The organism is Labrys okinawensis (assembly GCF_002982075.1).
Lineage (GTDB): Bacteria > Pseudomonadota > Alphaproteobacteria > Rhizobiales > Labraceae > Labrys > Labrys okinawensis_A.
This window is the reverse complement of sequence record NZ_PUEJ01000003.1, coordinates 544,556-571,445: the sequence shown is the minus strand read 5'-3', so window position 1 is coordinate 571,445 and position 26,890 is coordinate 544,556. Positions and strand designations below refer to the sequence as shown.

Annotated in this window: 25 protein-coding genes; 12 read left to right on the top strand and 13 right to left on the bottom strand. The window is 64.4% G+C overall.

The features are described 5' to 3' along the window. Positions 1–97 precede the first annotated feature (97 nt). Genes C5L14_RS09670 through C5L14_RS09660 form a run of 3 tightly spaced genes read left to right on the top strand, consistent with a single transcriptional unit; the run spans position 98 to position 4,347 of the window. Positions 98–1,258: a M20 aminoacylase family protein gene (locus tag C5L14_RS09670; protein WP_105861806.1), complete on the top strand. Its 1,161-nt coding sequence runs from the start codon at positions 98–100 to the stop codon at positions 1,256–1,258. A 42-nt stretch (positions 1,259–1,300) separates the two neighbouring features. Further along, positions 1,301–3,382 (top strand): prolyl oligopeptidase family serine peptidase, encoded by a 2,082-nt coding sequence (locus tag C5L14_RS09665; RefSeq protein ID WP_105861805.1) that lies wholly within the window; start codon positions 1,301–1,303, stop codon positions 3,380–3,382. Beyond that, the gene (locus tag C5L14_RS09660; protein ID WP_105861804.1) at positions 3,379–4,347 is read left to right on the top strand and encodes a threo-3-hydroxy-L-aspartate ammonia-lyase; all 969 of its coding nucleotides are present in this window, start codon (positions 3,379–3,381) and stop codon (positions 4,345–4,347) included. Before C5L14_RS09665 ends, C5L14_RS09660 begins: the two co-directional genes overlap by 4 nt. A gap of 13 nt (positions 4,348–4,360) precedes the next feature. Here C5L14_RS09660 and C5L14_RS09655 read toward each other — a convergent pair whose 3' ends face one another. Continuing rightward, positions 4,361–5,278, bottom strand: a complete 918-nt coding sequence (locus C5L14_RS09655; protein ID WP_105861803.1) for a LysR family transcriptional regulator — start codon at positions 5,276–5,278, stop codon at positions 4,361–4,363. 144 nt (positions 5,279–5,422) lie between these two features. Here C5L14_RS09655 and C5L14_RS09650 point away from each other — a divergent pair, with 144 nt between their 5' ends. The 3 genes from C5L14_RS09650 to C5L14_RS09640 all read left to right on the top strand — a co-directional run bounded on the left by C5L14_RS09650 (position 5,423) and on the right by C5L14_RS09640 (position 8,565). After that, positions 5,423–6,409, top strand: a complete 987-nt coding sequence (locus C5L14_RS09650) for an aldo/keto reductase (protein WP_105861802.1) — start codon at positions 5,423–5,425, stop codon at positions 6,407–6,409. 153 nt (positions 6,410–6,562) lie between these two features. Further along, positions 6,563–7,753: a M23 family metallopeptidase gene (locus tag C5L14_RS30820; RefSeq protein WP_146126873.1), complete on the top strand. Its 1,191-nt coding sequence runs from the start codon at positions 6,563–6,565 to the stop codon at positions 7,751–7,753. A gap of 23 nt (positions 7,754–7,776) precedes the next feature. Then, complete coding sequence (locus tag C5L14_RS09640) at positions 7,777–8,565, top strand: DUF4239 domain-containing protein (RefSeq protein ID WP_105861801.1); 789 nt, start codon at positions 7,777–7,779, stop codon at positions 8,563–8,565. Between the two features lie 22 nt (positions 8,566–8,587). On the opposite strand, the gene C5L14_RS09635 is transcribed toward C5L14_RS09640, so the two are convergent. From C5L14_RS09635 to C5L14_RS09600, 8 genes are all read right to left on the bottom strand, one after another. Beyond that, complete coding sequence (locus tag C5L14_RS09635) at positions 8,588–9,046, bottom strand: thioesterase domain-containing protein (RefSeq protein WP_105861800.1); 459 nt, start codon at positions 9,044–9,046, stop codon at positions 8,588–8,590. 192 nt (positions 9,047–9,238) lie between these two features. Continuing rightward, positions 9,239–10,480, bottom strand: a complete 1,242-nt coding sequence (locus tag C5L14_RS09630) for a Zn-dependent hydrolase (protein WP_105861799.1) — start codon at positions 10,478–10,480, stop codon at positions 9,239–9,241. Between the two features lie 18 nt (positions 10,481–10,498). Continuing rightward, positions 10,499–11,095 (bottom strand): DUF1349 domain-containing protein, encoded by a 597-nt coding sequence (locus C5L14_RS09625; RefSeq protein ID WP_245443323.1) that lies wholly within the window; start codon positions 11,093–11,095, stop codon positions 10,499–10,501. A 254-nt stretch (positions 11,096–11,349) separates the two neighbouring features. Continuing rightward, on the bottom strand, positions 11,350–12,804 hold the full coding sequence (hydA, locus tag C5L14_RS09620; RefSeq protein WP_105861797.1) for a dihydropyrimidinase: 1,455 nt from the start codon (positions 12,802–12,804) through the stop codon (positions 11,350–11,352). 220 nt (positions 12,805–13,024) lie between these two features. Then, positions 13,025–14,023 carry an ABC transporter substrate-binding protein gene (locus tag C5L14_RS09615; protein WP_105861796.1) on the bottom strand — a complete coding sequence of 333 codons (999 nt, stop codon included), beginning with the start codon at positions 14,021–14,023 and terminating at the stop codon, positions 13,025–13,027. Positions 14,024–14,055: 32 nt separating this feature from the next. Then, a complete protein-coding gene (locus tag C5L14_RS09610) occupies positions 14,056–15,174 on the bottom strand; it encodes an ABC transporter permease (protein WP_105861795.1) in 1,119 nt (372 codons plus the stop codon). Continuing rightward, entirely contained in the window at positions 15,171–16,100 is a 930-nt protein-coding gene (locus C5L14_RS09605) for an ABC transporter permease (RefSeq protein ID WP_181161100.1), read from the bottom strand. Before C5L14_RS09605 ends, C5L14_RS09610 begins: the two co-directional genes overlap by 4 nt. Further along, complete coding sequence (locus C5L14_RS09600) at positions 16,090–16,926, bottom strand: ABC transporter ATP-binding protein (protein WP_105861793.1); 837 nt, start codon at positions 16,924–16,926, stop codon at positions 16,090–16,092. Before C5L14_RS09600 ends, C5L14_RS09605 begins: the two co-directional genes overlap by 11 nt. A gap of 452 nt (positions 16,927–17,378) precedes the next feature. Here C5L14_RS09600 and C5L14_RS09595 point away from each other — a divergent pair, with 452 nt between their 5' ends. From C5L14_RS09595 to C5L14_RS09575, 5 genes are all read left to right on the top strand, one after another. Then, positions 17,379–18,005, top strand: coding sequence for a GAD-like domain-containing protein (locus tag C5L14_RS09595; RefSeq protein WP_181161099.1), 627 nt, complete (start codon positions 17,379–17,381; stop codon positions 18,003–18,005). 131 nt (positions 18,006–18,136) lie between these two features. Next, entirely contained in the window at positions 18,137–18,592 is a 456-nt protein-coding gene (locus tag C5L14_RS09590) for a hypothetical protein (protein ID WP_105861791.1), read from the top strand. Positions 18,593–18,642: 50 nt separating this feature from the next. Beyond that, positions 18,643–19,176 carry a MarR family transcriptional regulator gene (locus C5L14_RS09585; RefSeq protein ID WP_105861790.1) on the top strand — a complete coding sequence of 178 codons (534 nt, stop codon included), beginning with the start codon at positions 18,643–18,645 and terminating at the stop codon, positions 19,174–19,176. Positions 19,177–19,326: 150 nt separating this feature from the next. Then, entirely contained in the window at positions 19,327–19,986 is a 660-nt protein-coding gene (locus tag C5L14_RS09580) for a dihydrofolate reductase family protein (protein WP_105861789.1), read from the top strand. 333 nt (positions 19,987–20,319) lie between these two features. After that, positions 20,320–21,921 carry a phosphoenolpyruvate carboxykinase gene (locus C5L14_RS09575; RefSeq protein ID WP_428832613.1) on the top strand — a complete coding sequence of 534 codons (1,602 nt, stop codon included), beginning with the start codon at positions 20,320–20,322 and terminating at the stop codon, positions 21,919–21,921. A gap of 187 nt (positions 21,922–22,108) precedes the next feature. Here the strand turns inward: C5L14_RS09575 and C5L14_RS09570 are convergent, their stop codons facing one another. Continuing rightward, positions 22,109–23,524 carry an amidase gene (locus C5L14_RS09570; protein WP_105861787.1) on the bottom strand — a complete coding sequence of 472 codons (1,416 nt, stop codon included), beginning with the start codon at positions 23,522–23,524 and terminating at the stop codon, positions 22,109–22,111. A gap of 95 nt (positions 23,525–23,619) precedes the next feature. On the opposite strand from C5L14_RS09570, the gene C5L14_RS09565 reads away from it, so the two are divergent. Next, positions 23,620–24,390, top strand: coding sequence for a helix-turn-helix transcriptional regulator (locus C5L14_RS09565; RefSeq protein WP_181161098.1), 771 nt, complete (start codon positions 23,620–23,622; stop codon positions 24,388–24,390). A gap of 11 nt (positions 24,391–24,401) precedes the next feature. On the opposite strand, the gene C5L14_RS30625 is transcribed toward C5L14_RS09565, so the two are convergent. The 3 genes from C5L14_RS30625 to C5L14_RS09555 all read right to left on the bottom strand — a co-directional run bounded on the left by C5L14_RS30625 (position 24,402) and on the right by C5L14_RS09555 (position 26,860). Continuing rightward, a complete protein-coding gene (locus C5L14_RS30625) occupies positions 24,402–24,710 on the bottom strand; it encodes a hypothetical protein (protein WP_245443322.1) in 309 nt (102 codons plus the stop codon). Next, a complete protein-coding gene (locus C5L14_RS09560) occupies positions 24,635–25,723 on the bottom strand; it encodes an APC family permease (protein ID WP_245443321.1) in 1,089 nt (362 codons plus the stop codon). Before C5L14_RS09560 ends, C5L14_RS30625 begins: the two co-directional genes overlap by 76 nt. A gap of 147 nt (positions 25,724–25,870) precedes the next feature. Next, positions 25,871–26,860: an AraC family transcriptional regulator gene (locus C5L14_RS09555; protein WP_105861786.1), complete on the bottom strand. Its 990-nt coding sequence runs from the start codon at positions 26,858–26,860 to the stop codon at positions 25,871–25,873. Positions 26,861–26,890: the final 30 nt, after the last annotated feature.

Genomic DNA, 26,890 nt, shown 5'->3' with positions numbered 1-26,890 from the left:
TCCGTTTCCCTTCCTCATTGTCCGAAGGCGTGCCAAACTGCGGGCTGTGTTTGTCGCCCGGAGCGGGGGCATAAATCAATATTGGAACTGAAGGCATATGACGATTTCGGAAAGCATCAAGGCTCTGGCAACCGAGGCGACCGAATGGCGCCGCGACATTCATCGCCACCCGGAGTTGCTCTATGACGTCGAGCGCACGGCCGGGCTGGTGGCCGGTCTTCTGCGTGATTTCGGCTGCGACCAGGTTGTCGAGGGCATCGGCCGTACCGGCGTGGTCGGCGTGATCAAGGGCCGCCCCGGTTCGCGCACGGTCGGCATGCGGGCCGACATGGATGCCTTGCCGATCCTGGAGGAAAGCGGCGTGCAATATGCCTCCACCGTGCCGGGTAAGATGCATGCCTGCGGCCATGACGGCCATACCGCCATGCTGCTCGGCGCCGCCAAGAACCTGGCCAGCACGCGCGATTTCAGCGGAAACGCCGTGGTGATCTTCCAGCCCGCCGAAGAAGGCGGCGGCGGCGGCAAGGCCATGGTGGAGGACGGACTGATGGAGCGCTTCGCCATCGAGGAAGTCTACGGCATGCACAATCTGCCAGGCCTGGCGCCCGGGCATTTTGCCATGTGCCGCGGCCCGATCATGGCCTCCAGCGACACGTTCGACATCGACATCACCGGCCGGGGCGCCCATGCCGCCCGCCCGCAGGAGAGCATCGATCCGGTGCTGGTCGCCGCTCAGATCGTCACGGCCCTGCAGAGCATCGTCGCGCGCAATGCCGATCCGCTCGAGAGCGCGGTGGTCTCTGTAACGACGATCCAGACGGGCGGGCCCTACAACGTCATTCCCTCCACCGCCCATTTGCACGGCACCTGCCGCGCCCTCACAGCCGACATGCGCGCTCTGCTGGAAAGGCGCGTGGCCGAGGTCGCCTCGCTGACCGCGCAGGCCTTCGGCGCCAAGGCCAAGATCACCTACCGCCACCAATATCCTGTGACGCGCAACCACGACACCCAGACCGATTATTGCGGCGAGATTGCCCGCATGGTGGCGGGTTCGGCCGCCGTCGACACCGCCGCTCCGCCGATGATGGGGGCGGAGGATTTTTCCTACATGCTGGAGGCGCGCCCTGGCGCCTTCATCTTCATCGGCAATGGCGACAGCGCCGGGCTGCATAATGCCGCCTATGATTTCAACGATGCCATCATTCCCGCCGGAATCAGCTATTGGACGCAGCTGGCGCAAACACGGCTCGCCGGCTGAGATCGCTCTTTCCCGGCCCCCCTACCTCGAGGAACGTCCTGCATGTCCGATCGCGTCTCCCGGCCGACTCTGGCCGCGCCCGACGACGACCCCCATCTCTGGCTGGAGGATATCGAAGGCGGAGACGCCCTCGCCTGGGTCAACGAGCGTTCACAGCGAACGCTGGCCCGCTTCGGCACTGCCGGTTTCGAGCGCGACCGCGACGCCCTGGCTGCGATCCTCGATCGCCCCGACCGCATTCCCGGCATCAGCCGGCGCGGCGAGTTCGTCTATAATTTCTGGACGGATGCCGCCAATCCGCGTGGCCTGTGGCGCCGCACCACCCTCGCCTCATACCGGCAGACGGAACCGGCGTGGGACATCCTGCTCGACCTCGACGCCCTCGCCGCGACGGAAGGCGAAGACTGGGTCTGGGCCGGGGCGTCGCTCGAACCGCACCAGCGCCGGCGCACCATCCTCAGCCTGTCGCGCGGCGGCGCCGATGCGGCCGTGCATCGGGAATTCGACCTTGCGACGCGCAGTTTCGTCACCGACGGCTTCACATTGCCGGAAGCCAAGGGCGGCATCGCCTGGCTCGATGCCGATACGCTGCTGCTGTCCAGCGCGCTTGGCGAAGGCATGGCGACGACCTCCGGCTATGCCCGCACCGTGCGCCTGTGGCGGCGCGGCGAAGACCCCCTGAAGACAGCGATCGTCTTCGAGGTCCAGCCCCAATCCATGTCCGTCTGGGCCGGTATCGACCGCACCGGCGGCAGCGAACGCATCTGGTTCCTCGAAAAGCCCGTCTTTTTCGAAACACGCGGCTGGCTCGGCGACAGGAACGGTCCGGGCGAGGCGATCGCTCTGCCCGCCGATTCGCAGTGGGACGTGTTCGGCGACTGGCTGGCGGTGAAGCTGCGCACAGCCTGGACCCCGGCCGACATCCGCTTTGCCGGTGACGCCCTTCTCGGCATTTCCCTCTCCGCCTTCCGGGCGGGCGACCGCGCTTTCCAGGTGCTGTTCGAACCTGAGGAGCGCCGTACCCTGGACGGGTTTTTCTGGAACCGGGGGCAGCTCATGCTGTCGATTCTCGATAATCTCCAGCCTCGTTTCGAGGTCGTCACGCCCAGCCTGGAAGGATGGCGAAAGCACACCATCGACGTACTGCCCTCCACGGGCGTCGTTCATGCCTGGTCGCTCGATGCCGAGGAGGCCGATACCAATGGCGAAGTGATGGTATCGCTGCAGGACCCGATTACGCCGCCGCAAATGCTGCTGCTCGATATGAGCAGGCCGGAGGCGGTACAAAGTCCCCTCCTCCTCAAGCGCAGCCCCGACGCGTTCGACAGCAGGGGGCTGAAGGTCGTCAAGCACGAGGCCGTCTCGGCCGACGGCGAGAAGATCCCCTATACGCTGGTCGGACCTGCCGGCGAGACCGGCGAAGCGCCGGTTCACCTCACGGCCTATGGCGGCTTTGGCGTTTCCGTGCTGCCCAGCTACAGCGCCTCGATCGGCAAGCTCTGGCTCGAACGGGGCGGCACCTCGGTCACCGCCAATATTCGAGGCGGCGGCGAGTTCGGCGCCCGCTGGCACGAGGCCGGCCGGCGCGAGGGCAAGCATCTCGCCCATGAGGATTTCGCGGCGGTGGCCGGCGACCTGGTCAGCCGCGGCATCACCCAGCCAGGGCGCATCGCGGCGGAAGGCGGCTCCAATGGCGGGCTTCTCATCGCCAACATGCTCACCCGCCATCCCGAAAAGTTCGGCGCCCTGTTCTGCACCATCCCTTTGATCGACATGCGACGCTACACCAAGCTCCTGGCAGGTGCGAGCTGGATCGACGAATATGGCGATCCGGACAAGCCCGAGGACTGGGCCTTCCTGCAGAAGATCTCGGCCTATCACGTCGCCGATGCCGGTTCCTATCCGCCCATCCTGCTGGCGACCACCCGCCGCGACGACAGGGTCCATCCTGCCCATGCCCGCAAGATGGCGGCCAAGCTGGAAGCGCTCGGCCATCGCGTGCATTTCTACGAGCCCGAGGCCGGTGGCCACGGCTATGGCAAGGACAGCCGCGAACGCGCGTCCTTCATCGCCCTCGGCTATGCCTTCCTGCGCCAGGCGATCGGCTGGGAGAGCCAGGCATGAGCCGCCCAGCCTTGCCTGATTATGCCGATGTCGCCGCCGCCGCCGAGCGCATTCGCGGCCAGGCGCACCGCACGCCGGTGATGACCTCGCGGAGCTTCGACGAGGAACTCGGCGCGCAGGTCTTCTTCAAATGCGAGAACCTGCAACGCATGGGCGCCTTCAAGTTTCGGGGTGCCTTCAATGCCCTGTCGCGCTTCGACGACGAGCAGAAACGCCGGGGCGTGGTGACCTTTTCCTCCGGCAACCATGCCCAGGCGATCGCCCTTGCAGCCCGCATCCTCGGCATTCCCGCCACCATCATCATGCCTCATGACGCGCCGAAGGCGAAAGCCGAGGCCACCAGGGGCTATGGCGGCAGGATCATCTTCTATGATCGCTATACCGAAGATCGAGAAGTGATCGGGAGAAACCTGTCGCATGAGCAGGGCCTCACGCTGATCCCGCCCTACGACCACCCGGACGTGCTCTGCGGTCAGGGCACTGCAGCCAAGGAACTCTTCGAGGAAGTCGGCGAACTCGATGCCTTCTTCGTCTGTCTCGGCGGTGGCGGGTTGCTCGCCGGATCGGCGCTGGCAACGCGTGCCCTCTCGCCCAACTGCCGGCTCTACGGTGTCGAGCCGGAGGCCGGCAATGACGGCCAGCAATCCTTCCGCGCCGGCCGGATCGTCCGGATCGATACGCCCCGCACCATCGCCGACGGCGCCCAGACCCAATATCTGGGATCCCATACCTTCCCGATCATCAAGCGCGACGTCGACGACATCCTCACCGTCTCGGACGCGGAACTCGTCGAGTGCATGCGCTTTGCCGCCACCCGCATGAAGCTCGTCATCGAGCCGACGGGCTGCCTCGGCTTCGCTGCCGCCCGTGCCATGAAGGCGGAGCTTGCCGGCAAGCGTGTCGGCGTGCTGATCAGCGGCGGCAATGTCGATCTGGAGCGCTTCTGCGAATTGCTGGCGGAATAGGCGCGCTCTTGGCTCACGCCAGCCGGGTCATGCCGTTCTGCTGGCGGATGATGTTGATCAGGGTGCGCAAGGCCGGGTGATTGTGGCGCCTGCTCGAATAATACATGTGAAAGGGATCACCGTCCGAAGCCTGGTCGGCAAGGACGATCTCCAGGCTGCCTTCCTCCAGTTCTTCGGCGATCCGCGCTTCCAGGACATAGGCCAGGCCGAGCCCAGCCTTGGCGGCCGTGATCGTGGTAGCCGTATCGTTGAGGGTGATGAGGCCGGGCACGCGCAGCCGGCGCGCTTCCCCGCCGCTGCCGAGATCCCAGCGATAGGCGGTGTTGTCGCCCAGGAGCAATTGCAGGCAGACATGGCCGGCGAGATCATCGGGGATCTGCGGCCTGGCATGCTCCCTGAAATAGGCGGGAGAACCGACCACCACCCAGCGCTGCGCCCCGGTGAGCGGCACGGCGATCATGTCCTCCGGCACATGGTGGCCATAGCGCATGCCGGCATCATAGCCCTCGGCGACGATATCGATGGGCCGGTCATCCACCGCGACGGTCAGGCGCACATCGGGGCATTGGCGGGTGAATTCCGGCAGGGCCGGCGAGATCAGGAGATGGGCGGCATCCCGGAAGACGTTGAGGCGCAACTCGCCGAAGCGAACATTTCCCGGCGCCTCCAGCACCTCCAGGGCCGAGCCGATCGCATCGAAGCCTTCTTCGAGGCGCTGGGCGAATTTGAGGCCGAGATCGGTCGGCGAGACCGCCCGGCTCGTGCGGTTCAGCAGCTTGGCCCCGAGCCTGGCTTCGAGACGCCGCATGGCATGGCTGGCCGCAGACGGCGTCAGGCCGAGTTCGATGGCGGCCGTGGTGAAGCTGCGTCGGCGGACGATCGTCAGGAAGACGTTGAAATCGCCGAGGTCCGTCCGCTCGAAAGTCGCCATAAATGAATTTTCTTCATTGCTTCGATGATCGCTGTTCACACTAAACTATGAGCGGCCGGCACGCTCAAGCCCTATCCTCCTCGCGGATCTGAAACCGCCGGCTCAGCCTGACTCTGGGAGGCCGCGAAACGCAGGGATGAAACGATGAAAGAACGGCTGTTCGGCAAGACGGCGCGCAACGTGTCGGAGATTGGCTTCGGCGCCTGGGCAATTGGCGGCTCCTGGGGTGATGTGCCCGATGGCGATGCCCGCGCCGCCCTCCATGCCGCGCTCGATGCCGGCACCACCTTCCTCGATACCGCCGATGTCTATGGCGATGGCCGCTCCGAACGTTTCATCGCCGAGGTCCTGAACGAGCGCTCTGGCCCCCGCCCCTTCGTGGCGACCAAGGCCGGGCGGCGCCTTTCGCCCCACACAGCCGACGGCTACAACCGCCAGAACCTCACCGCCTTCATCGAGCGCTCGCTGACGAACCTCGCCACCGACTGCCTCGACCTCGTCCAGCTCCATTGCCCGCCGACAGAGGTCTATTACCGGCCGGAGGTGTTCGGCGTCTTGGATGACCTGGTGGCCGCCGGCAAGATCCGCAATTACGGTGTCTCCGTCGAGAAGGTGGAAGAGGCGCTGAAAGCAATCGAATATCCCGGCGTCGTCTCCGTCCAGATCATCTACAACATCTTCCGGCAGCGCCCGGCCGAGCTCTTCTTCCGCGAGGCGAAGAGGCGCAATGTCGCGGTGATCGCCCGTGTGCCGCTCGCCTCGGGCATGCTGACGGGCAAGATGAGCGCGGCCAGCCAGTTCGCGGCGAACGATCATCGCGCCTACAACCGCAATGGCGAGGCCTTCGACAAGGGCGAGACCTTCTCGGGCGTACCCTATGACGTCGCCTTGGCGGCCGTGGAGGAGATCCGGCCGCTGGTGCCCGATGGCATGACCATGTCGCAATTCGCACTGGCCTGGATCCTGGCCGATGATGCCGTCACCACCGTCATCCCCGGCGCCAAGAACGCAGCCCAGGCCACTGCAAATGCCGCGGCCAGCGACGTGCCGGCTCTCCCGCAGGCAACGCTCGAAACACTGAAGAATCTTTACCAGCGTGAGATCGCCGGGTTCGTCCACCATTTGTGGTGAAGACGACCCGGTCGGGCGCCGTTCGACGGTGCCCGGCCGCTGCCTTCGCGACGCGCCAAGCCATCGAGATCGCTTGACAAGGGCTGAGGCAAATGCGGGACTGTACCCACAGGTTCTGCCTTCCGGTGCGGGGCAGCCGGCGGGGCATTTTCCATGCGTTTCCAGTCGCCTCTGGTGGCGGTTGCAGGGCTTCTGGCGGCCTCAGCCGCCATCGCCCAATCTCTCAAACCCGATGAGATCCTGAGTTCGGTCACGGTGCAGCCGATCAGCGAACCCAATCCGGTTCTCGGCGCCGATGGGCGCGTGCATCTCGCCTATGAGCTGCTGGTCAACAATCCCGGCAATGTGTTCGTGCGGCTCGACAAGGTCGAGGCGATCGACGATGCCGGCAAGATCCTGTTCGCCCTTGAGGGCGGAGAGCTGGCCAAGATGATGCATCTCTACAGCGGCAGGGATCGCCAGCTGCCGCCGGGTGATACCGCCATCGTCTTCATGGATGTCGGCTTTGCCGAGAACGACAAGCTGCCGCTGAGCGTCTCCGCGCACATCCACGCCTTCCGCGAGAACGCAGGCGCGGACGGCAAGCCCACGCCGCTGCCGGCGAATGCGCCCGTCACCGCAAGCTACAGCTTCACCGGTGGCGCGACGGCGATCGGCAAGCCGGCCGCGGTGATCGAGCCACCGCTGAGGGGCACAGGCTGGGTTGCCGCCGATGGCTGCTGCGATACGGTCACTGCTCATCGCAGCGCCGTCATGGCCGTGAACGGGCGCCTGCGCGTGCCGGAACGCTTCGCCATCGACTGGATCAGGCTCGACGCCAACAGCCGCCTGTTCACCGGCAATGCCGAGGATCTGGCCAGCTATTCCTTCTACGGCGCTGAAGTCCACGCAGCGGCCGACGGCGTGGTGGTCAATCTTTACGACCAGGCCGACGAGCAGATCCCGAGCCAGCCGGCCCGCGGCATCGTACCCGCCAATATCGGCGGCAACATGCTGGTCACAGACATCGGCAACGGCGCCTACGCTTTCTACGCCCACCTGCAGCGCGGCAGCCTCAGGGTCAAGCTGGGTGATCATGTCAAAGCCGGCCAGGTCATCGGCCTTGTCGGCAATACCGGCAATTCCACCGCGCCCCATCTGCACTTTCAATTGATGGACGGCCCCTCACCGCTCAATGCCAACAGCCTGCCCTTCGTGCTCACGCGCTTCTCCGGGCAGGGGGTGCTGGCGCCAGGGAACGAGGAGGAGCTCGAGCAAGGCGCGGTCGCCAGGATCGAACCACGCTGGCGTGGAGACCACGTCAATCAGCTCCCGCTGAACGACCAAGTCGTCGATTTTCAATAGACACGTCCTCCCGGGGAGCGCTCATGTTCATTCTGCTGCACCAGCTGTCGCTGCCCGTCATGTTCGCAACGGTGCTGGTGATCTGCCTGGCGATCACCTGGATCGTCATCGGCCTCGTCCGCCTCGCCATTGCCAGAGGCGGTTACGCCTCGGACGAGCCACTTCCAATCCGTGAGTCGATCGTCGGTGTCTGCGCCACCATCTTCGGCCTGATGGTGGCCTTCTCAGCCGCGGGCCTGTGGGCTGATTCCCTCACTGCCCGCAGCGCCGTCCAGCAGGAAGCCGACGCGGTCGAAAACGTCCTGGTGCTTTCCTCCGGACTTCCGGCCGATCTCCAGACCAGCGTGCGCGACAGCCTCAAGGCGTATGTGGCGCAGGTCGTCTCCGGCGATTGGCCGGCCATGGCCAATGGCGAGCGCATCGAAAGCCCGGTCTTCGATCGCTCCGGCGATATCCTCATCAACACGATCGGCCTGGTCTCACGCCAGACCGGAGCGAATGCCCAGCCTGCCGCCTATCAGCCCCTGGTCAATCAACTGCTGGCCGTGCGCCATGCGCGGCTGCTCCGGCTGTCGGCTTCCAACACCGGCATGAGCTGGGCCCAATGGATCGCGATCTGGATCATTTCGACGACGACCGTCGTGGCCATCGCCATCTGCAACAACTATGTCCCTCGCATGCAAATCCTCGCCACGCATATCTTCGTGGTGGTGGTGACATCGGCCTATTTCGTTATTCTCGCGCATGACCGGCCGTTCATGGGGCAGATCTCGGTGCAGCCCACCGCCTTCCTGGCGGTCAGCGCCAATTGACCGTGCGCCATTCAGGCCCGCTTCAGCGGGCCAATGCCGCGAAATCGCCCCTGAAGCGTGCGGCACAGCGGCCGCCATAATCGATCTCCGCCAGCACGGGGATGCGGGCCTTGCCCCTGCGCGCGAAGGCCTCCAGCACATGCTCCCACTTTTCGGGTTCCGCCAGCATGGAGCGGGCCGAGAAATCGCCCTCTACCGGGGCCAGATAATCCATGTGCACGGAGCCGACGACGAGGCTGCAGTCGAGCCCGGCGCTCTTGAGCTTGAGAAAAGCGAGCGACCAGGCGGCGAGCGTGGCCAGCGTGGCGAGACTGCCACCGAACGCCGTGCGGTGATGATTGATATTGGCGGAAAGCGGCGCGCCGAGGCGTACGGACTCCGGCCCGATCTCCAGGACCCGGACCTGCATGGCCTGCGTCAGCGGAATATTGTCATGGAGGTCGGCTTCAAGCTCGGCGGGCAGCAAGGCAGCCTCCTCCATCAGGTTTCATAACAAGGCGCGGACAAGCGGTTCATAGTGCAATTGCCCAAAGCCGCATATTGGGAGACTGGCCTTCGGGCCAGCCCGGAAACGCTGCGCTTCAGGCTGGCCCAAAGATCGCTCCTCCACCTGGTCCACCATGGGGACGGGTCAACCTCTTCGTCGACTGGATGAGCTCGCTCGCGGCCGGATTCAGCCCGCGAGCCGCCGGTCGTGCTCGATCACGGCATTGAGCAGCACCTGCGCACCGGCCGCGCATTCGTCGAAGGAGGTCGATTCGGCCTCGTTGTGGCTGAGGCCGCCCTCGCAGGGCACGAAGATCATGGTGGTCGGCGCGACACGGGCGATATAGGCCGCGTCGTGCCCTGCGCCCGACACCATGCGCCTGAAGGCGAAGCCCGCCTTGTCGGCGCCGTGCTCGACGCATTCGATCAGTTCGGGGGCGAATTTCACCGCCGGCGAGTTCCAGATGCGCTTTTCCTCATAGGCAAGCTTCATCGGCGTCAGAGCGGCCTCCAGGGCGGCCCGGAATTCCTGCTCCATCACTTCCAGCACCTCCTCGTCGGGATGGCGCAGGTCGACGGTGAAGAAGACCTCGCCCGGCACCACATTGCGACTGTTGGGCTTGTTCTCGATCAGGCCGACGGTGGCGACGCCGGGCTGGTGCTTCTGACCGATGGCGTCGACCGCCTCGATGATACGGGCGGCACCCAGCAGGGCGTTCTTGCGCAGATACATCGGCGTGGCGCCAGTATGGGCATCCTGCCCGGTCACCGTGACCTCGTACCAGCGCATGCCCTGCACGCCGGTGACCACGCCGATCATCTTCTGCTCGTCCTCGAGGATCGGGCCCTGCTCGATATGGAGCTCGAACATCGCCTGGAACTTGTGGGCGCCGGCCTTCTCGGTGCCGCGATAGCCGATGCGCTCCAGCTCGTCCTTGAAACTGATGCCGTCGCGGTCGAGGCGCTCATAGGCATAATCGGGCGTGAACACGCCGGCAAATACACCTGAGGCCAGCATGGCCGGCGCAAAGCGCGAGCCTTCCTCATTGGTCCAGTTGACGATCTCGATCGGGGCATTGGTCTCATAGCCCTGCTCGTGCAGGGTGCGCATCGCCTCCAGCGCGCCGAGCACGCCGAGCACGCCATCGAACTTGCCGCCGGTCGGCTGGGTGTCGAGATGGGAACCCATGGCGATCGGGGGCAGCTCGTTGTTCCTGCCGGGGCGCACCGCGAACATGTTGCCGACTTCGTCCACGCTCACCGTGCAGCCGAGCGCCTCGCATTGCGCCTTGAACCAGTCGCGGACCTTCCTGTCCTCGTCCGACAGGGTCAGGCGCTTGATGCCGCCCTTGGCCGTGCCGCCGAACTTGGCGGTTTCCATCAGGCTGTCCCACAGGCGCTGCGGATTGATATTGAGATTGGTGAGCATGGTGGGGCCTTTCTGAAGTTACGAAAGATCGTGAAGCGCCTTGCCGTTGGGCTGCGACAGGCGGAAATCCGAGAAGGAAACGGCAAGGCCGGCCCTTTCAGGCGTGCAGCACATCGGGCCGACCTGATAGGAAGCAGCCTTCTGAAACGGCGCCAGCCTGACCAGCGGCCAGATTATTCCGTCCGTCGAATATTGCAGCCTCAATACCCCGTCTGCGACGGTGAGGCGCAGGCGGAAATCGCCGGCATCGCCCGGGAAAGGCCCGGTGGCCCAATCCGATTGCCCCGTCGTCAGCACGCTGCCGAGCATGGGCGCGTCATCGTTATATTCGATACCGGCTTTCAGCCAGGTCTCGTCATCGAGCCGGACCATCAGGCCGGCCTGGTCGTAGAGCGTCTCGAAGCGGGCTCGAACGCGCAGTTCCGCGGTGAAATCGCCACCACTCTCCAGGTGGAAGAAATGGCCGCTGTGGCGGGTGAAGCCGTAATGCGTCTTCCGCCAGAAATCGGTCGCCTCGCCGGTGACGACGTCGAGGCGGTCGCCGGCCAGCGACCAGGACGGCGGCTCGTTGAGCCAGCTTCCGTGCTGGAGGGAAGTGGGATGCGTCAAATTCAAGCTCGATCTCCGGCAACGCAGAACGAAAGCCTTCTCCACCAAGTGGGGAAGATGTCAGTGCGGAGCACTGACAGATGGGGTGTGGCGGGCAGTGCACGGAACCTAACGTGGTTGCATCACGGTCGCGCCATTCTTCAATGAGAGGTCTCGCATTCCCCGCCCCACCCGGCCCGGCTCGCCGGGCCAGGCACACACAACTTGTGTGCGCGATCTCCCCGCTTCGCGGAGAGGGTTTTATGCACCCATCGCGCTCCTTACGGCGTGACTTCGATACGCGAGACCGGCCGAGGCTTGCTGAGCTCCTTCCAGGTGGCGTTCGCCACGGCAGCCGCCGGGAACGGATCGCGCTGGATGAAGGCCCCATCTCCCTTCTGGAGCTGGATCTGCTTGTCCTTCCAGGCGATGCGCCCGCGCGACAGGGTAACGATCGGCAGGCCCGTGCACTCATAGCCTTCGAAGACATTGTATTCGACGCGGCTGAGCTGGGTCTTGGCCTGGATCGTCTTGGTGGCGGCCGGATCCCAGATGGTGAGGTCGGCATCCGAGCCCACGGCAATCGCCCCCTTGCGGGGATAGATGTTGAGGATGCGGGCGATGTTGGTGGAGGTGACCGCCACGAACTCTTCCTTGGTCAGGCGCCCGGTCTTGACGCCCGCGGTCCACAGCACCGGCATGCGGTCCTCGAGCCCGCCCGTGCCGTTGGGAATCTTGCGGAAATCGCCGAGACCCATGCGTTTCTGTTCGGCAGTGAAGGCGCAGTGATCGGTCGCCACCACCTGGAGCGAGCCCGAAGCGAGGCCGGCCCACAGCGAATCCTGGTGGGACTTGTTGCGGAAGGGCGGCGACATCACCCGGCGGGCGGCGTAGTCCCAATCCTTGTTCTGATACTCGCTGTCGTCGAGCACCAGATGCTGGATCAGCGGCTCGCCATAGACGCGCTTGCCGGCGGCGCGGGCCCGCGCGATCGCCTCGTGACTGTCGCGGCAGGAGGTATGCACGACATAGAGCTGGCTGCCCGCCATGTCGGCGATCATGATGGCGCGGTTGGTCGCCTCACCTTCCACTTCCGGCGGGCGCGAATAGGCGTGGCCTTCGGGCCCGGTGATGCCCTGGTCGATGTAGTGCTGCTGCAGGCGGAAGACGATGTCGCCATTCTCGGCATGCACCAGCGGCAGGGCGCCGAGGCCGGCGCAGCGGCTGAAGGAGTGGAACAATTCGTCGTCATTCACCATCAGCGCGCCCTTATAGGCAAGGAAATGCTTGAAGGTGTTGATGCCGTAGGTCTTCACCACGGTGTCCATCTCGTCGAAGACCTGTTTGTCCCACCAGGTGATCGCCATGTGGAAGGAATGGTCGGCGACCGCCTTTTCGCTCTTGTGGCGCCATTCCTGATAGGCCGCCAGCAGCGACTGGCCGGGCGCGGGCAAGCAGAAATCCACCACCATGGTGGTGCCGCCGGACAGAGCGGCGCGGGTGCCGGATTCGAAATCGTCAGCCGAGACGGTGCCCATGAAGGGCATTTCGAGATGGGTATGCGGATCGATGCCGCCCGGCAAAACGAAGCAGCCATCGGCGTCGATGATTTCGGTCCCCGCCGGCGCCGACAGCTTCGGACCGATCGCCAAAATGGTTTCGCCGTCGATCAGCACATCGGCTTGCCTGGAATGATCGTGGTTTACCACGACACCGCCACGGATCAGGATCGGCATAATAGTCCTCCAATAACGAGTTCGCCGCGCCTGTTACCTCGGCGCTGGTTTTACCCTCCCCTGGAGGGGGAGGGTCGACGCTTAGCGTCGGGGTGGGGTGAAAAGGCGCAGGCCTTTCGATAAGCCGGGTCATGCGAGAACTTGATTGGTTCGGCGGCGGTTCCCACCCCACCCCGGCCTTGCAGGCCGACCCTCCCCCTCCAGGGGAGGGTCATTCGTCTCACAGCTTCTTCATTGCGTCGGTGACCGCCGAGCTCCAGCCGCCCACGGGCGCCTTGGTGATGGCCGGGCTGTCGCCACCGGCGCCGAGCAGCGTCTTGACGGTGCCCTCCGCAGCGGCCGGATCGAGTGTGCCGTCGGAGCCTTCGGTCAGCTTGTTGACCTCGGCTATCATGTGGGTCTGGTGCACCTCGGTCTGCGCACCGGAGGCATCGTTATCGAGCACGATTTTCACGGCTTCGTCCGGATGGGCTCGGGCATACTCCCAGCCCTTCATCGAGGCCTTGACGAACTTGGCCATGGTCTCCACGAATTTCGGATCCTTGAGGCGATCCTCCATGACATAAAGCCCGTCCTCCAGCACCGCCACGCCCTGGTCGGTGTAGTTGAAGACGGTCAGGTCCTCGGCCTTCACGCCGGCCTCGATCACCTGCCAATATTCGTTGTAGGTCATGGTGGAGATGCAGTCGGCCTGCTTCTGCAGGAGCGGATCGACATTGAAGCCCTGCTTGATCACCTTCACGCCCTCGGCCGAGCCGTCGAGCTTGAGGCCGAGCTTGCCCATGAAGGCGTTGAAGGGATATTCATTGCCGTAGAACCATACGCCCAGCGTCTTGCCCTTGAAATCGGCCGGCGTCTTGACGCCGGATTCCTTGCGGCAGGTGAGCTGTAGGCCGGAGCGCTTGAAGGGCTGGGCGATATTGACCAGCGGCACGCCCTTCTCGCGGGCAGCGAGGGCCGCGGGCATCCAGTCGACGATCACGTCGGCCTGTTTGTTGGCGATCACGGTTTCCGGCGCGATATCGGGGCCGCCGGGCGCCACGGTGACATCGAGACCGGCTTCCTTGTAGAAGCCCTTGTCCTTGGCCACGAGATAACCGGCGAACTGCCCCTGGACCACCCATTTGAGCTGCAGCGTGACCTTGTCGGCTGCCTGCGCCGCGCTGATCGCTCCAAGCCCGAGCGCGAAAGCGACGCCGGCCAGTAGTGCCTTCTTCATTCCGTCCACTCCTCTGTTAACCTCGTCCTGCGTCACGCGCGCCGGTAAGAGGGATGCCAAAACGTCACCGCCCGCTCGACGAGGGCAATGAGGCCGTAAAATAGTGAGCCCGCCACCATGGCCACCGCGATCTCCGCCCAGACGATGTCGGTCTGCGACAGCGCCGCCTGGGTGTTGATGCGAAAGCCCATGCCGATGGTGGGCCCGTCGAAATATTCGGCGACGATGGCGCCGATCATCGCCAGGGTCGAATTGATCTTCAAGCCGTTGAAGATGAAGGGCATCGCGGCGGGAAGACGGAGATTCACCAATGTCGGCCAGTAACTGGCGCCGTAGGAGCGCATCAGGTCGCGCTCCAGCGCGCCGCTGGCTGCCAGGCCCGCCACCGTGTTGACCAACATCGGAAAGAAGGTCATCGCCACCACGACGGCCGTCTTGGAGGGCCAGTCATAGGTGAACCACCAGATCATGATCGGCGCGATGCCGACGATGGGCAGGGCCGAGACGACATTGCCGAGCGGCAACAGGCCACGGCGCAGGAAGGGGATGCGGTCGGCCACCAACGCCACCAGGAACCCCGAGCCGCAGCCGATCAGCCAGCCGAGCAGGACTTCGTGCAGGAAGGTCCAGACGAAATCGGTGGCGAGCGTATTGACCTGCGCCACCACGGCCTGGCCGATGGCGGACGGCGGCAGCAGGATGATGGGCGAGATGCCGAAACCGACGACCAGCCACTCCCAAAGAAGGAGTAGTGTGGCGCCGAACAGGATCATCGGCGCCAGGTTCCGCCAGCGCGAGGTGCGGCGTCCATCACCGGCATTGGCGATCATGTCCACCAGCATCCAGGCGGCAAGCCACAACCCAATCGCCTTCAACCAGAGGCCCCAGTTGGCCACCCCTGCGACGCCCGGTGAGTGGACAATTATCGTCAGGGTAACGACGGCGGCAAAAGAAAGCGGAAGTAAACTAAAAAGCCATCCACCATAGCGATTCCCATGAAGGCTGGCCCCCAAATAGAGAACCGCAACGATATAGACTGAGCTGACCATCTGAATCGAAATGGCATCGGTGCCATCGCCCAAAGGGAAAAGGGCACTTACAGCAATAAGCGCTGCTGCAATAAGCCATCCGCGCGATTGGAAGGCCGTCATGCCTGCTCTCCTTTGACGCCCATTCTCGCCAACGTACGCCGTTCGATCAGGCCGATCAGTCCGATCAGGGCCGCCGAGAGCAGCGCGGCGGTGAACAGGGAAGCCCACAGCACCAGGCGCAGATTGTTGTACTGGTAGCCCGCCAACAGGCGCGAGCCGAGCCCACCCTGGGCGCCCGTCGGCATCTCGGCAACGATGGCGCCGATGATGCAGCCGGCGATGGCGATCTTCAGGCTGGCGAACAGATAGGGTGTCGCCGCCGGCCAGCGCAGCTTCCAGAAGGTCTGCCATTTCGAAGCATCATAGGTGCGCATCAGGTCGAGCTGCATCAGATCCGGCGAGGTCAGCCCCTTCACCATGCCGACCGTCACCGGGAAGAAGCACAGATAGGTGGCGATCAGGGCCTTCGGCACCAGGATCGGCGCGCCGAGCCGGCCGGTGATCGCGGTCAGCAGCGGCACCAGCGCCAGGATCGGGATGGTCTGGGAGACGATCACCCACGGCATCAGGCTCTGCCGCATCGAGCGGTAATGCACGATCAGCACCGCCAGCACGATGCCGAGCACGGCGCCGAGCACGAAGCCCGACAAGGCCGAGGAAAGCGTGATCAGGCCATGATAGACCAGGCTGCGCCGGCCCAGAGGCGGCTCGAAGAACAGGCCCTGCACCATCGCCATGATGATCTGGTGCGGCGCGGCGAGGTTGCCATCCGGCAGGTTGATGGCGGCAACGAACTGCTCCAGGAGCGGGCGGGCGGCGGCATCGGGCATGACGCGCTGCAGAGCCGCCCCGTTCATCGGGAGGCAGGCAAGATACCAGAGAGCGAAGATCGCCAGCACGACCACCGTCACCGGCCCGGCCTTGCCGGTCATCAGGCGGCTCCACAGTGAGGGGGCGGTACGGGCAACGAGCACCTCAGTCGTCATAGGAGTGCCCTGCCCTGAGGCCGTCGCGCACGCGGTGGGCCACTTCGAGGAATTCGGGCGTCTCGCGGATGTCCAGCGTGCGGTCGCGCGGGAAATCGCAGTCGATGATGTCGATGATGCGGCCGGGCCTGGGCGACATCACCACGATCTTGGTGGACAGGTACACCGCCTCGGGAATGGAATGGGTGACGAACACCACCGTCTTCCTGGTGGTGCGCCACAGATGCAGGAGCTGGTCGTTGAGCTTGTCGCGGACGATCTCGTCGAGCGCTCCGAACGGCTCGTCCATCAGCATCAGCTTGGGATCGAAGGAGAGCGCCCTCGCGATCGAGGCGCGCTGCTGCATGCCGCCGGACAATTGCCAGGGAAACTTCTTCTCGAAGCCTTTGAGATTGACCAGTTCGAGATTGCGGGCCGCCCTCTCCCTGCGTTCGGCGGCAGGAAATCCCATCACTTCCAACGGCAGCATGACGTTGCGCTCGATGGTGCGCCAGGGGTAGAGCGCCGGCGCCTGGAAGACATAGCCGTAATGCCGCCCGAGCCGCGCCTGTTCCGGCGTCAGCCCGTTCACCTTGATCGAGCCGGAAGTCTGGCGTTCGAGATCGGCGATGACGCGCAGCAAAGTGGTCTTGCCGCAGCCGGAGGGGCCGATGAAGGAAACGAAATCGCCTTCATTGACGGTGAGATTGACCTTGGAGAGCGCATAGACCGGCCCGTCGCCGGTATCGAAGGTCAAGGAAAGATCCTCGACCGCAATCACGGGTTCGCCGGCGGCCGTTCGTTCCCTCGCGGCACCAAGCTTCCGATCCACGCCCTCAACCTGCATGCCGGCCCTACCTCTGGTTCGTCCCCGGCGGATACGGTGAACCGTTCCGCCCTGCTCGCTCCCGTTCACAGCAATGATCGTGCCACCGCGATGGGAGTCTCTATTTTATCACGTTACCGGTTCGCTGCCCCGGTTGGAATATTTCAAACCGCGGCAAGGAACGCCGGCGAACAAAAAAAGCGAAGCAGTCCCCGCTCTCAACCGCTCTCCGGCCCAGCCGGGATTGCCCTCGCGGCTGGCAGCAATATTGACCTTATGGACAAAAAATAGGCAACCCCATTTGGAAGAGATTTAAGGCGCGGCTCCCAGCCCTTGCCCAACCATTTCCGTTGCGGCAGATTCGAACCGACAATCCTGGTGGGCCCGTCCACGCAATGCGCATCTTGGCAACCCTGCTCCTTCTCTTGGGAGCGCTCTATAGCAATGGGCAGAGCTTCGCCCAGGAAAGACCGATGGACCTGCAAGCCTTCCTGAAGGATTTCCCCCCCGGCGCCGATGTGCGTCCCTTGTCCGGCGAGCTTCCGGCCAAGCTGAAGGAGCATGCCCACCCCACATTGATCGAGTTCTGGCAGACGGTCGGTATCGGTTCCTTCGGCGACGGCTTCATCACGTTTTTCGATCCGCGCGATCAAGAAGCGATGCTGGCACGCTGGCTCCTGCTCAAACAACCCGACCCGACGCGAATTCCGATTGCCCGCACCGCTTTCGGCGATCTGATCTATTTCCGCGACCTTCGGCAGAAGGCTGTCGAGAAGGGGCTGCCAGCCGATTGGAAATATGCCAGCGACGTCGTCTTTCTGAGCATCCATCATCGCAACAGCGCCGCCATCACCTGGTCGATGGACGGCTTCTTCGCCGGCGACCTCAAGAACTTCCTGCAGGAAGAGCCTCGGACCTATTACAGCCTCTACACCTCCATGAGTGAGCGGCGACTCGGCCCGGGAGAATGTTTCTATTTCGTGCCGGCTCTCGTCCTCGGCGGCCAGGCGACCCGGCAATCCATCGGCCACGGCGATTGCAGCGTCCATCAGGACATCCTGCTGCAGTTGGCGCCCTCTCCGCCATCACCCGGGAAATGAGGGCGATTACGCGCCGCCACTATCGGCCGCCGAAGCCGGACATGCCGCGCGACGTCTCCCTCGATCCTCATTATCTTGACAATCAAGTATTTTGACTGTCAAGATAATGAGGATCGAGGGAGAGATGGCGGATGAGCGCGGTCGAAGTCACCACCGGCCTGGTTTGCGGCCTGGCATTTGCGAGCTTCGGCGGTGGCTGGTACGAAATCAGTGTCGTCGATCCGGCTTGGCCCAAGCGGCCGGACATCATTCAGCCTCGCGCCGGCGGAATTTCGCGCCGGCGCTTCTGGATCCCTGCCCATGTCACCTTCGAGCTCATGCTGCTCGCGGCACTCGTCGCGAGCTGGTCCGTCGCCGATGTGCGGACGGCTCTGATCATCGCCGTCGTCAGCCATGGCGCCATGCGCCTGTGGTCGGCTTTCGACTTCATTCCCAAAGCGCTCGTCTTCGAAAAAAGCGAAACGACTGCGATCACCGTGGAACAGGCGACGCGCTGGACGCATCGCAGCTTCTGGCGCCTGCCGCTCGACCTCGTCACCTGCGGAGCCGCCATGGCCGCCTTCGGCCTGGCTTGTGCCCATGCTTGAAGCGGCCGCTTCCCTATGAGTCCGCGATAGGCAGCAGAGGAGGCAGGACAATGGCTACGAGGCAGGACGACCGGAACGCTCAGCCTTCGCATCGGGCTCTGGTCGAGGAGGTCGGCAGGGCGACGCGCACCATGGGCGCCCAGAGCGTGATCACCAGCAAGACCGTCGCCGACCGTTTCGGTCTCAACCAGACCGACCTCGAAGTCCTCGATCTGATCGTCATGCGCGAGACCGCTTCCGCCGGAGAGCTCGCCAAGGCGACGGGGCTTACCTCTGGCTCCGTCACCGCCCTGATCGATCGTCTGACCGCCGCCGGCTATGTCGAGCGCTTCGACGATCCCAAGGACCGCAGACGCGTCCTGGTCCGTGCCCGGCAAGATGCGATCGAACCGATCAAAGCGGCCTATCTCGGCCTGCAGGAGAGGATGTTCGGGCTTTGGTCGACTTTCGAGGCGCGCGAGCTCGAGATCATTGCCGATTTTCTGAAGCGCAGCACCGAACTGGCCGTCGAATACCGCCGATCCCTGCTCGACGCCCCATCACCGCCGAAACGCCATACGGGCCGGGGCAGCGACCGCTCCTGACCAGGCCGCCGGGACAGCCGGTCCCGCCGGCAGGACGAAATATCGCTCGCAATGTCGGCACCAGGCATGGCCCGCCGTCCTTGGACAAGCGAACGATGCGGCGACGAGCGGGGGCCGCATTCCAATGCAGATCAGCAGGAGGAGACGATCATGCGCAAGATCATCGGCGGTGTATTCCAATCTCTCGATGGGGTGATGCAGGCCCCTGGCGGCCCACCGGAAGACCCGACGGGCGGCTTCGAGTTCGGCGGCTGGACGGTCACCTTCTGGGACGACAAGATGGGCGCCGCGATGGGTGGCTTGTTCGGCGGTCCCTTCGACCTGCTGCTCGGGCGCAAGACCTATGAGATCTTCGCGGCCCACTGGCCTTTCGTCGGGCCGGAAGACCCGATCGGACCGGCCTTCACCAACGCCAACAAATATGTGGTCACGCATGGCAGCGAGCCTTTCGAATGGCACAATAGCCATCGCCTCGGCAGTATCGACGCCGTCAAAACAGTGAAGCAAGGCGACGGGCCCGACATCCTGATCCAGGGCAGCACGACGCTCTACCCGCAGTTGCTGGCCGCCGGCCTGATCGACCGGCTTTTCGTGATGACATTCCCGGTCGTGCTCGGCAAGGGCAAGCGCCTGTTCGGCAGCGGCACCCCTTCCGGTGCGCTGAAACTGACCAGCCACGACGTTTCGAGCACCGGGGTGGTGATTGCCACCTATGAGCCGGCCGGCCCGGTGCCGATCGGCACCTTCGAGCTGGCCGAGCCGAGCCCGGCGGAACTCAAACGTCGCGAGCGCATGAAGCGCGAAGGCTAGGTGTTTCGGCTACCCGGGCGGGTGCAGCTGGAAATCACAACGATCTTTCAAAGTATTAGGCAGATTGGAGGCGTTCGTGGAACTTTCCGCGAGCGCCGTTCTGCCGTCATTTGTCATAACAATACCGATGCCGGCCATGATTTTGTCGCCGATGCATTTCGCCGCAACATTCGCATGACCGTCCACGGGTTTGCCGTGCTAAGGTCGCATTTGGATGGGAAGCAGCCGCCCCCGCCGCCTGTCGACGCGGCGATGAACGATTGTTGCGGTGCTGCCCGCGAGAACAGGGCCGGGCCATGAGCCCAGAGACCGGCAAATATGAGGAGGCGTGATATGAAACTTCATGTTGTGGAAGGCGGAGCCAAGGACGAGATCGAGCCGATCCAGTTCAACAATCTCGGCGCGCTCCACGCCAATCTCGATGAACCCTCTCTGATCGAGGTCGCGATTCGCCGCGGCGAAGGCCTGCTCAGCCCCGGCGGCGCCCTGGTCGTCGACACCGGCAGCCACACCGGCCGTTCCCCGAAGGACAAGTACATCGTCCGCGAGCGCGAGACCGAGGACAGCATCTGGTGGGCCAACAACAACGCGATCTCACGCGGCGCCTTCGATACCCTGCTGGCCGACATGCTCTGGCACGCGACGGAAAAGCAGCTCTTCGTGCAGGACCTGCATGCCGGCGCCGACGAGGATAACGGCATCAAGGTCAAGGTCTATACCGAGCTCGCCTGGCACAGCCTGTTCATCCGCAACCTCCTGATCCGTCCCTCCGCCGATGAACTGGCCGGCTTCTATCCCGACCTCACCATCATCGACATGCCCAGCTTCAAGGCCGACCCGGCCAAATACGGCCTGCGCTCGGAGACGGTGATCGCCTGTGATTTCACCCGCGGCGTCGTCCTGATCGGCGGCACGTCCTATGCCGGCGAAATGAAGAAGTCGGTGTTTTCCTATCTCAACTACATCCTGCCCGCACGCGGCGTGATGCCGATGCATTGCTCGGCCAATGTCGGCCCCAGCAGCGTTTCGGCCCTGTTCTTCGGGCTCTCGGGCACCGGCAAGACCACGCTTTCGGCCTCGCCCGACCGTTCGCTCATCGGTGACGACGAGCATGGCTGGGGCCCGAACGGCATCTTCAATTTCGAGGGCGGCTGCTACGCCAAGACCATCAATCTCGACAAGCAGGCCGAGCCGCAGATCTTTGCCGCCTCCCAGCGCTTCGGGGCGGTCCTCGAAAATGTCTCGATCAATCCGATCACGCGCAAGCTCGATTTCACCGACGGCCGCAAGACCGAGAACACCCGCGCCGCCTATCCGCTGCATTTCATCGAGAATGCCTCGCCGACCAGCGCGGCAGGCCATCCCGGAACGGTGGTGATGCTGACGGCGGACGCCTTCGGCGTGATGCCGCCCATCGCCCGTCTCACGCCTGAGCAGGCCATCTACCACTTCCTCTCGGGCTTCACGGCCAAACTCGCCGGCACGGAACGCGGCGTGACCGAGCCGCAGCCGACCTTTTCGACCTGCTTCGGCGCCCCCTTCATGCCGCGCCATCCGGTCGAATATGCCCGGCTCCTGAAGGAATTGATCGACAAGCACCAGGTCTCCTGCTGGCTCGTCAACACCGGCTGGACGGGCGGTGCCTACGGCACCGGGCGCCGCATGCCGATCAAATGGACCCGCACCCTCCTCAATGCCGCCCTCGACGGCAGCCTCGACAGGGCCAAGTTCCGCACCGACCGGCATTTCGGCTTCCAGGTGCCGACGTCCGTGGAAGGCGTGCCGAGCCATGTGCTCGATCCCTTCAAATCCTGGGCCGACAAGGCCGCCTATGAGAACCAGGCCCGCAGGCTGGTGGGCATGTTCACCGAGAACTTCAAACAGTTCGAGGTGGCGGCCGACGAAACGACCATGAGCGCCGCGCTCGGCAGCTAAACCGTCGCGCCGAAAAGACCCGATTATCGGCGGAAAACAATGCGGCTATGACCTACCAAGCGGCGGCTCCACCGAGCCGCCGCTTTCACGGTCTAGAGCGTTTTCCAGAAAAGTTGATAGACTTTTCGATTAAGAAAACGCGTCAAAACAAGGAATTAGAGAGCAAAGGGAGAAATCGCACTTTGCTCTAGCGCGGCCTCGCCACGATCTTTTCCGCGCCCAGTGCGATGGCGAGAACATCCTCGTCCGCATAGCGCCGCCCGACGATCTGCAGCCCGACCGGCAGAGCCCCGGCCGGATGGATCGGGAGAGAGAGAGCCGGGCATTGCGGCAGGAGGTTGAAGGGGCATGTCATGTCCAGTCCCTTCAGGCGACCGTCCGGCAGGCTCTCGGCAAAGTCGTCGTCGGTCAGCCCTGCCGGGGGCGCCGTGATGGCGCAAGTCGGGCACAGCAGGGCGTCATAGCTCTCGAACAGCTTGGCCATGTCGCGCCACATCCGGGTGCGCAGCAATTCGATGCGCTTGTAATAGGTGGCATCCATGATGAGGCCCTTTTCCATCATCGCCACCACCGATGGGTCCATGCGCTCACGCCCTGCGGCGAGCCGGTCTCCGAAATAGGCCGACATGAACACGCACCAGATGTCGAACCATTGATCGACGACAGCCCGGCTCCAGCCGATCGGGATCTCGTCGACCACGGCGCCCGCCCCGCGAAGATCTTCCACCGCGCCGCGAATGGCTCTCTCCACCGCCGGTTCGACGGCATAGAAGCCGAGGTCGAGCGAGAAAGCGAAACGCCGGCCGATGAGGCCCGCCTTGCGCGCCCTCATGAAGTCGAAGGGGAGCGGCAGGGACAGGATATCCTCGTCGCTCGACCCGACCGTCGCCGCCATGAAGGCAATGGCGTCTTCGACGCTGCGGGCGAGCGGCCCGAAATGGGAGATATTGTCGAAAACACTGGGCAGAATCGTCATCGGGATGCGCCCAAGGCTCGGCTTGAAGCCCACCACGCCGCAGAAGGCGGCGGGGATACGCACGGAGCCTCCCATATCGGTGCCCTCCGCCATGGGTACCACGCCCATGGCCACGGCCACGGCCGATCCGCCGGAGGACCCGCCGCTCGTACGTTCGGGGTCCCAGGGGTTGCGTGTCACCCCCCAGCGCGGGCTCTGCGTGAAGCTGGAAAATGCGAATTCCGGCGTGGTGGTCTTGCCGATCAAAATGCCTCCGGCCCCCTCCAGCCGCCGGATGCACAGAGCGCTTTCGGCGGGAACCGGATCTCCGCTCGTCCAGGAATCCAATGTGGTGAGGTCGCCGGCTGTCGGCGTCATGTCCTTGGCGGCGAAAGGCACGCCGTGCAGGGCTCCCAGACATTGTCCGGCCCTGGCGGCTTCATCCGCCCGCTTGGCCGCGGCCAGCGCGCGATCGCGCCGCAGCACTGTGAAGGCATTCAATTCGGGCTGGCATGCCTCGGCCCGGCGCAGGGCTTCCGCCACCACGTCTACGGCCCGGAACCGCTGGCGGAGAATGCCGTCGGCAATCGCGCAGGCGGGCAGGTCGAGCGGATGCGTTGGGGATGATCGCATGCCGGCTATATTCATCGTCGTCTCCATTCCGGCTTGTTGCCGGCCCGGTGCGGGCGCATAGGGTTGGCAACCGAACCATCTGCCTGTCCGAGAAGGTCGGAGCGAGCGCCATGCCACCACCATTCCAGGGCTGGAACCACCTCCTCGCCCAGGCCGTCGATGCCATAGGCTCGCCGGGCTTTCCCGCGGCACTGCAGGGGGTCCTGCGCCTGATCGCCCCTTTCGAGATGATGAACGGCTTTCGCTACACGCCGGATGGGCGCGCGCATGATCTCCACAACCCGTCCGACCTCGTGGATCGCGGCATCATCGTCGAGCAATATCTGGCGGGCGCCTATGTGCTCGACCCTTTCTATGATGCCGTCCGGGGGAACGGCGCCGCGTCCCTGATCGTCATGCAGGATTTGGCACCCGACCATTTCAGGCTGTCCGAATATTACAGGGTGCATTACGCTGCGACCACGATCCGCGATGAGATCGGCTTCGTGCTCGATCTCGGCGACGGGCACGTCGGCGTGCTCTCGATCAGCCGTCTCGGCGCCAGCCCGCCATGCCGCCGCCGCCAGATCGAGCAGTTCGGCGATGTCGCCCAGCTCGTCTGCCGGCTGGCGGAGAGGCACTGGCGAACGGCCCGGCCGCCCTCTCCCTCCGGCGAGGCGCTCCCATCGGCCGCCATCGCCCATCCCCTGCTGACGCCTCGCGAGCGGGAAATCGTGGCACTGATCCTGAAGGGGCATTCGAGCCTCTCGATCGGCGCCGTGCTCTCGCTGTCCCCAGAAACGATCAAGGTGCATCGCCGCCACATCTACGCAAAGCTGAAGATATCAAGCCAGGGGCAGCTGTTCCGCCTGTTCCTGGCCGGGCAATCCACCGCAGCCTGACCAGCGCCTGCTCAGGCCGCCTCCTCCACGAAATCCATCTCGGGCTGCGCCTGGCTGAATAGGCGGGTCAGATAAGCCAGATAGGCCGCTCCCAGCGCCAGCCAGATCAGGCCGAGCCATTTGGCGTGGGCATCGAGATTGAAGAGGAGATAGAGGTCGCAGGCCGCCGCGACGGCCGGCAGGACCACCCCCATCAGCGCACCCAGCGGCCTGACGCCTTCGTGGCCGCGCAGATAGAGGGCGATCACCGAGAGATTGACCGCCGTGAAGGCCAGGAAGGCTCCGAAATTGATGAAGGAGGTGGAGGTGGTGACATCCATCCAGATGGCGGCCAGCCCAACCAGGCCGACGATAAGCAGGTTGACAAGCGGCGTCTGCCATTTCGGATGCAGGCGGGCGAACAGGCTGCCGGGCAGCACGTTGTCGCGCCCATGGCATAGAGCAGCCGACCGACACTGGCCTGCGCGGCCAGGCCCGAGCTGAATTGCGCCAGCACCAGCGTCGCGAGGAAGATCACGACGAAGAAATCGCCGCCGATCTTCTGGGCGATCTCATTGCCGGCAGCATCGACGGAGGCGAACTCGAAGCCGGGATGGGCGAGCTGGATCACATAGCCCGCTGCCACGAAGATGGCGCCGCCTGCCATGGCGACGATCAGGATGGCCTTGGGAATCGTGCGCCCGGCCTCCCTGGTCTCCTCCGTCAGCGTGGAAACGGCATCGAAACCGAGGAAGGAATAGGCGGCGATGGCAGCCCCCGCGACCGAGGCGGAAAAGGGCACATTGGCCTGGAAGAAAGGCGCCGCTGCCGCCAGGCCGCCGGCCCCGTCCGCGGCGGCGACATAGCGGGCCGCCAGCAGCACGAAGGCGACGACGACGGCGAGCTGCACCAGCATCAGCACGAAATTCACCCGGCTCGCGAAGGCGATGCCGAGGATGTTGATCACGGTCGTGGTGAGGATGAAGGCGACGATCCAGACCCAGGTAGGCACGGCGGGAAAGGCGGAGGACAGATAGGCCGCGCCGATCAGCCAGATCACCATGGGCAGGAAGAAATAATCGAGCAGTACGGCCCAGCCGACCAGGAAGCCGACGCCGGAACTCAACGATCGGCGCGCATAGGTGTAGGCGGAGCCGGCCACGGGATAGACCCGAGACATCACGCCATAGCTGAGGGCAGTGAGCAGGATGGCGCCGGAGGCCAGCAGATAGGACATCGCCGTGGTGCCCTGGCTCGCCGTCGCCAGCGGCCCGAACGTGCCGAAGACGATCATCGGCGTCATATAGGCCAGGCCGAATAACACCACCGACCACAGGCCCAAGGCCCTATCCAACTTCACATCTTGCATTGCCGCTCTCCCCTGGTGACGGTCCACCGGCCTGCCGGCGGCCGTTCTCTCTTTGTCACAGGGGAGCTTGTGCCGATGCTGACGATCGAACAATAACCCCAAGGAGTTATGACGGAACCGGCGGCCCGGCGGTCATTTCGCGCGAGAACGGCGGAATGCGCCCGGGCTCATGCCGGCCCATTTGTGGAAGGCGCGGTGGAAGGCGCTGGGCTCGGTATAGCCGAGATCGGCGGCGACCTGACCGACCGGCTTGTCCGTCCGGAGCAGCCAGTCCAGGGCCAGCTTGCGGCGGATCTCCTCCTTGATTTCGGAGAAACTCTCGCCGTCGCCGGCCAAATGACGCCGCAATGTCGGCTCGGACAGGTTCAGCTTCACGGCCATCTCGGCAAAGGAAGGCCACTCGGAAGGCGGGAGCTCTCGCAGCAGGCGCCGCGTGGCAGCGGCGGCGCCGCGATCATAGCGATAGCGCCCCAATATGTTGGCCGGCGCCCCGGTGATGAAGCCCTGCAATGTTTTCTCGGTCTGGCGCACCTTCAACGACAGCAGTTCGCGGTCGAAGACCAGCACGGTCTGCGGCCGGTCGAAGCGGATGGCGGTGCCGAAGAAATCGCGATGGTCTTCCCGGCCTTTCGGAAGGGGGCCTCGAAAATGCAGTTCGCGGATCTCGAGCCGGCGTTTGACCAGCCAGCAGACGATACCATGCAGCAGCAGGAAATAGGTGCGGTAGGCAAAGGCCGGCCGGGGCGGTGAACTCTCTCGCAGGATCACGCTGGCCGAGGTGTCCTCGATCACCAGCTCACCCTTGGGCTCCCCCAGCACCAGATTGAGAAAGCGCAGGCTGCGCCGGACCGCGTGTTCCAGCGTCTGGCTGGAGATCACCGCATGACAGAGCATGGCGAAACTGCCCGGCGCCATCGGCCGGGCGCCGAAGCCGAAATATTCGCAGCTCATGATCTGGGCGATGCGCAGCCATAGGCGGCCATATTGCTCGGCTGAAAGGCGAAACCCCGGCAGATCGAGATCGCTCTCGCTGAAGCCCCCGGCATCCAGCGCCGGGCCGAGGTCGAAGCCCCCTCGCCGCAGAGGATCCAGAGTATCCTGGATGAAGCCGACACCGATCATGCAGTTCGCCCCGAACGCAGCCGAAAATGC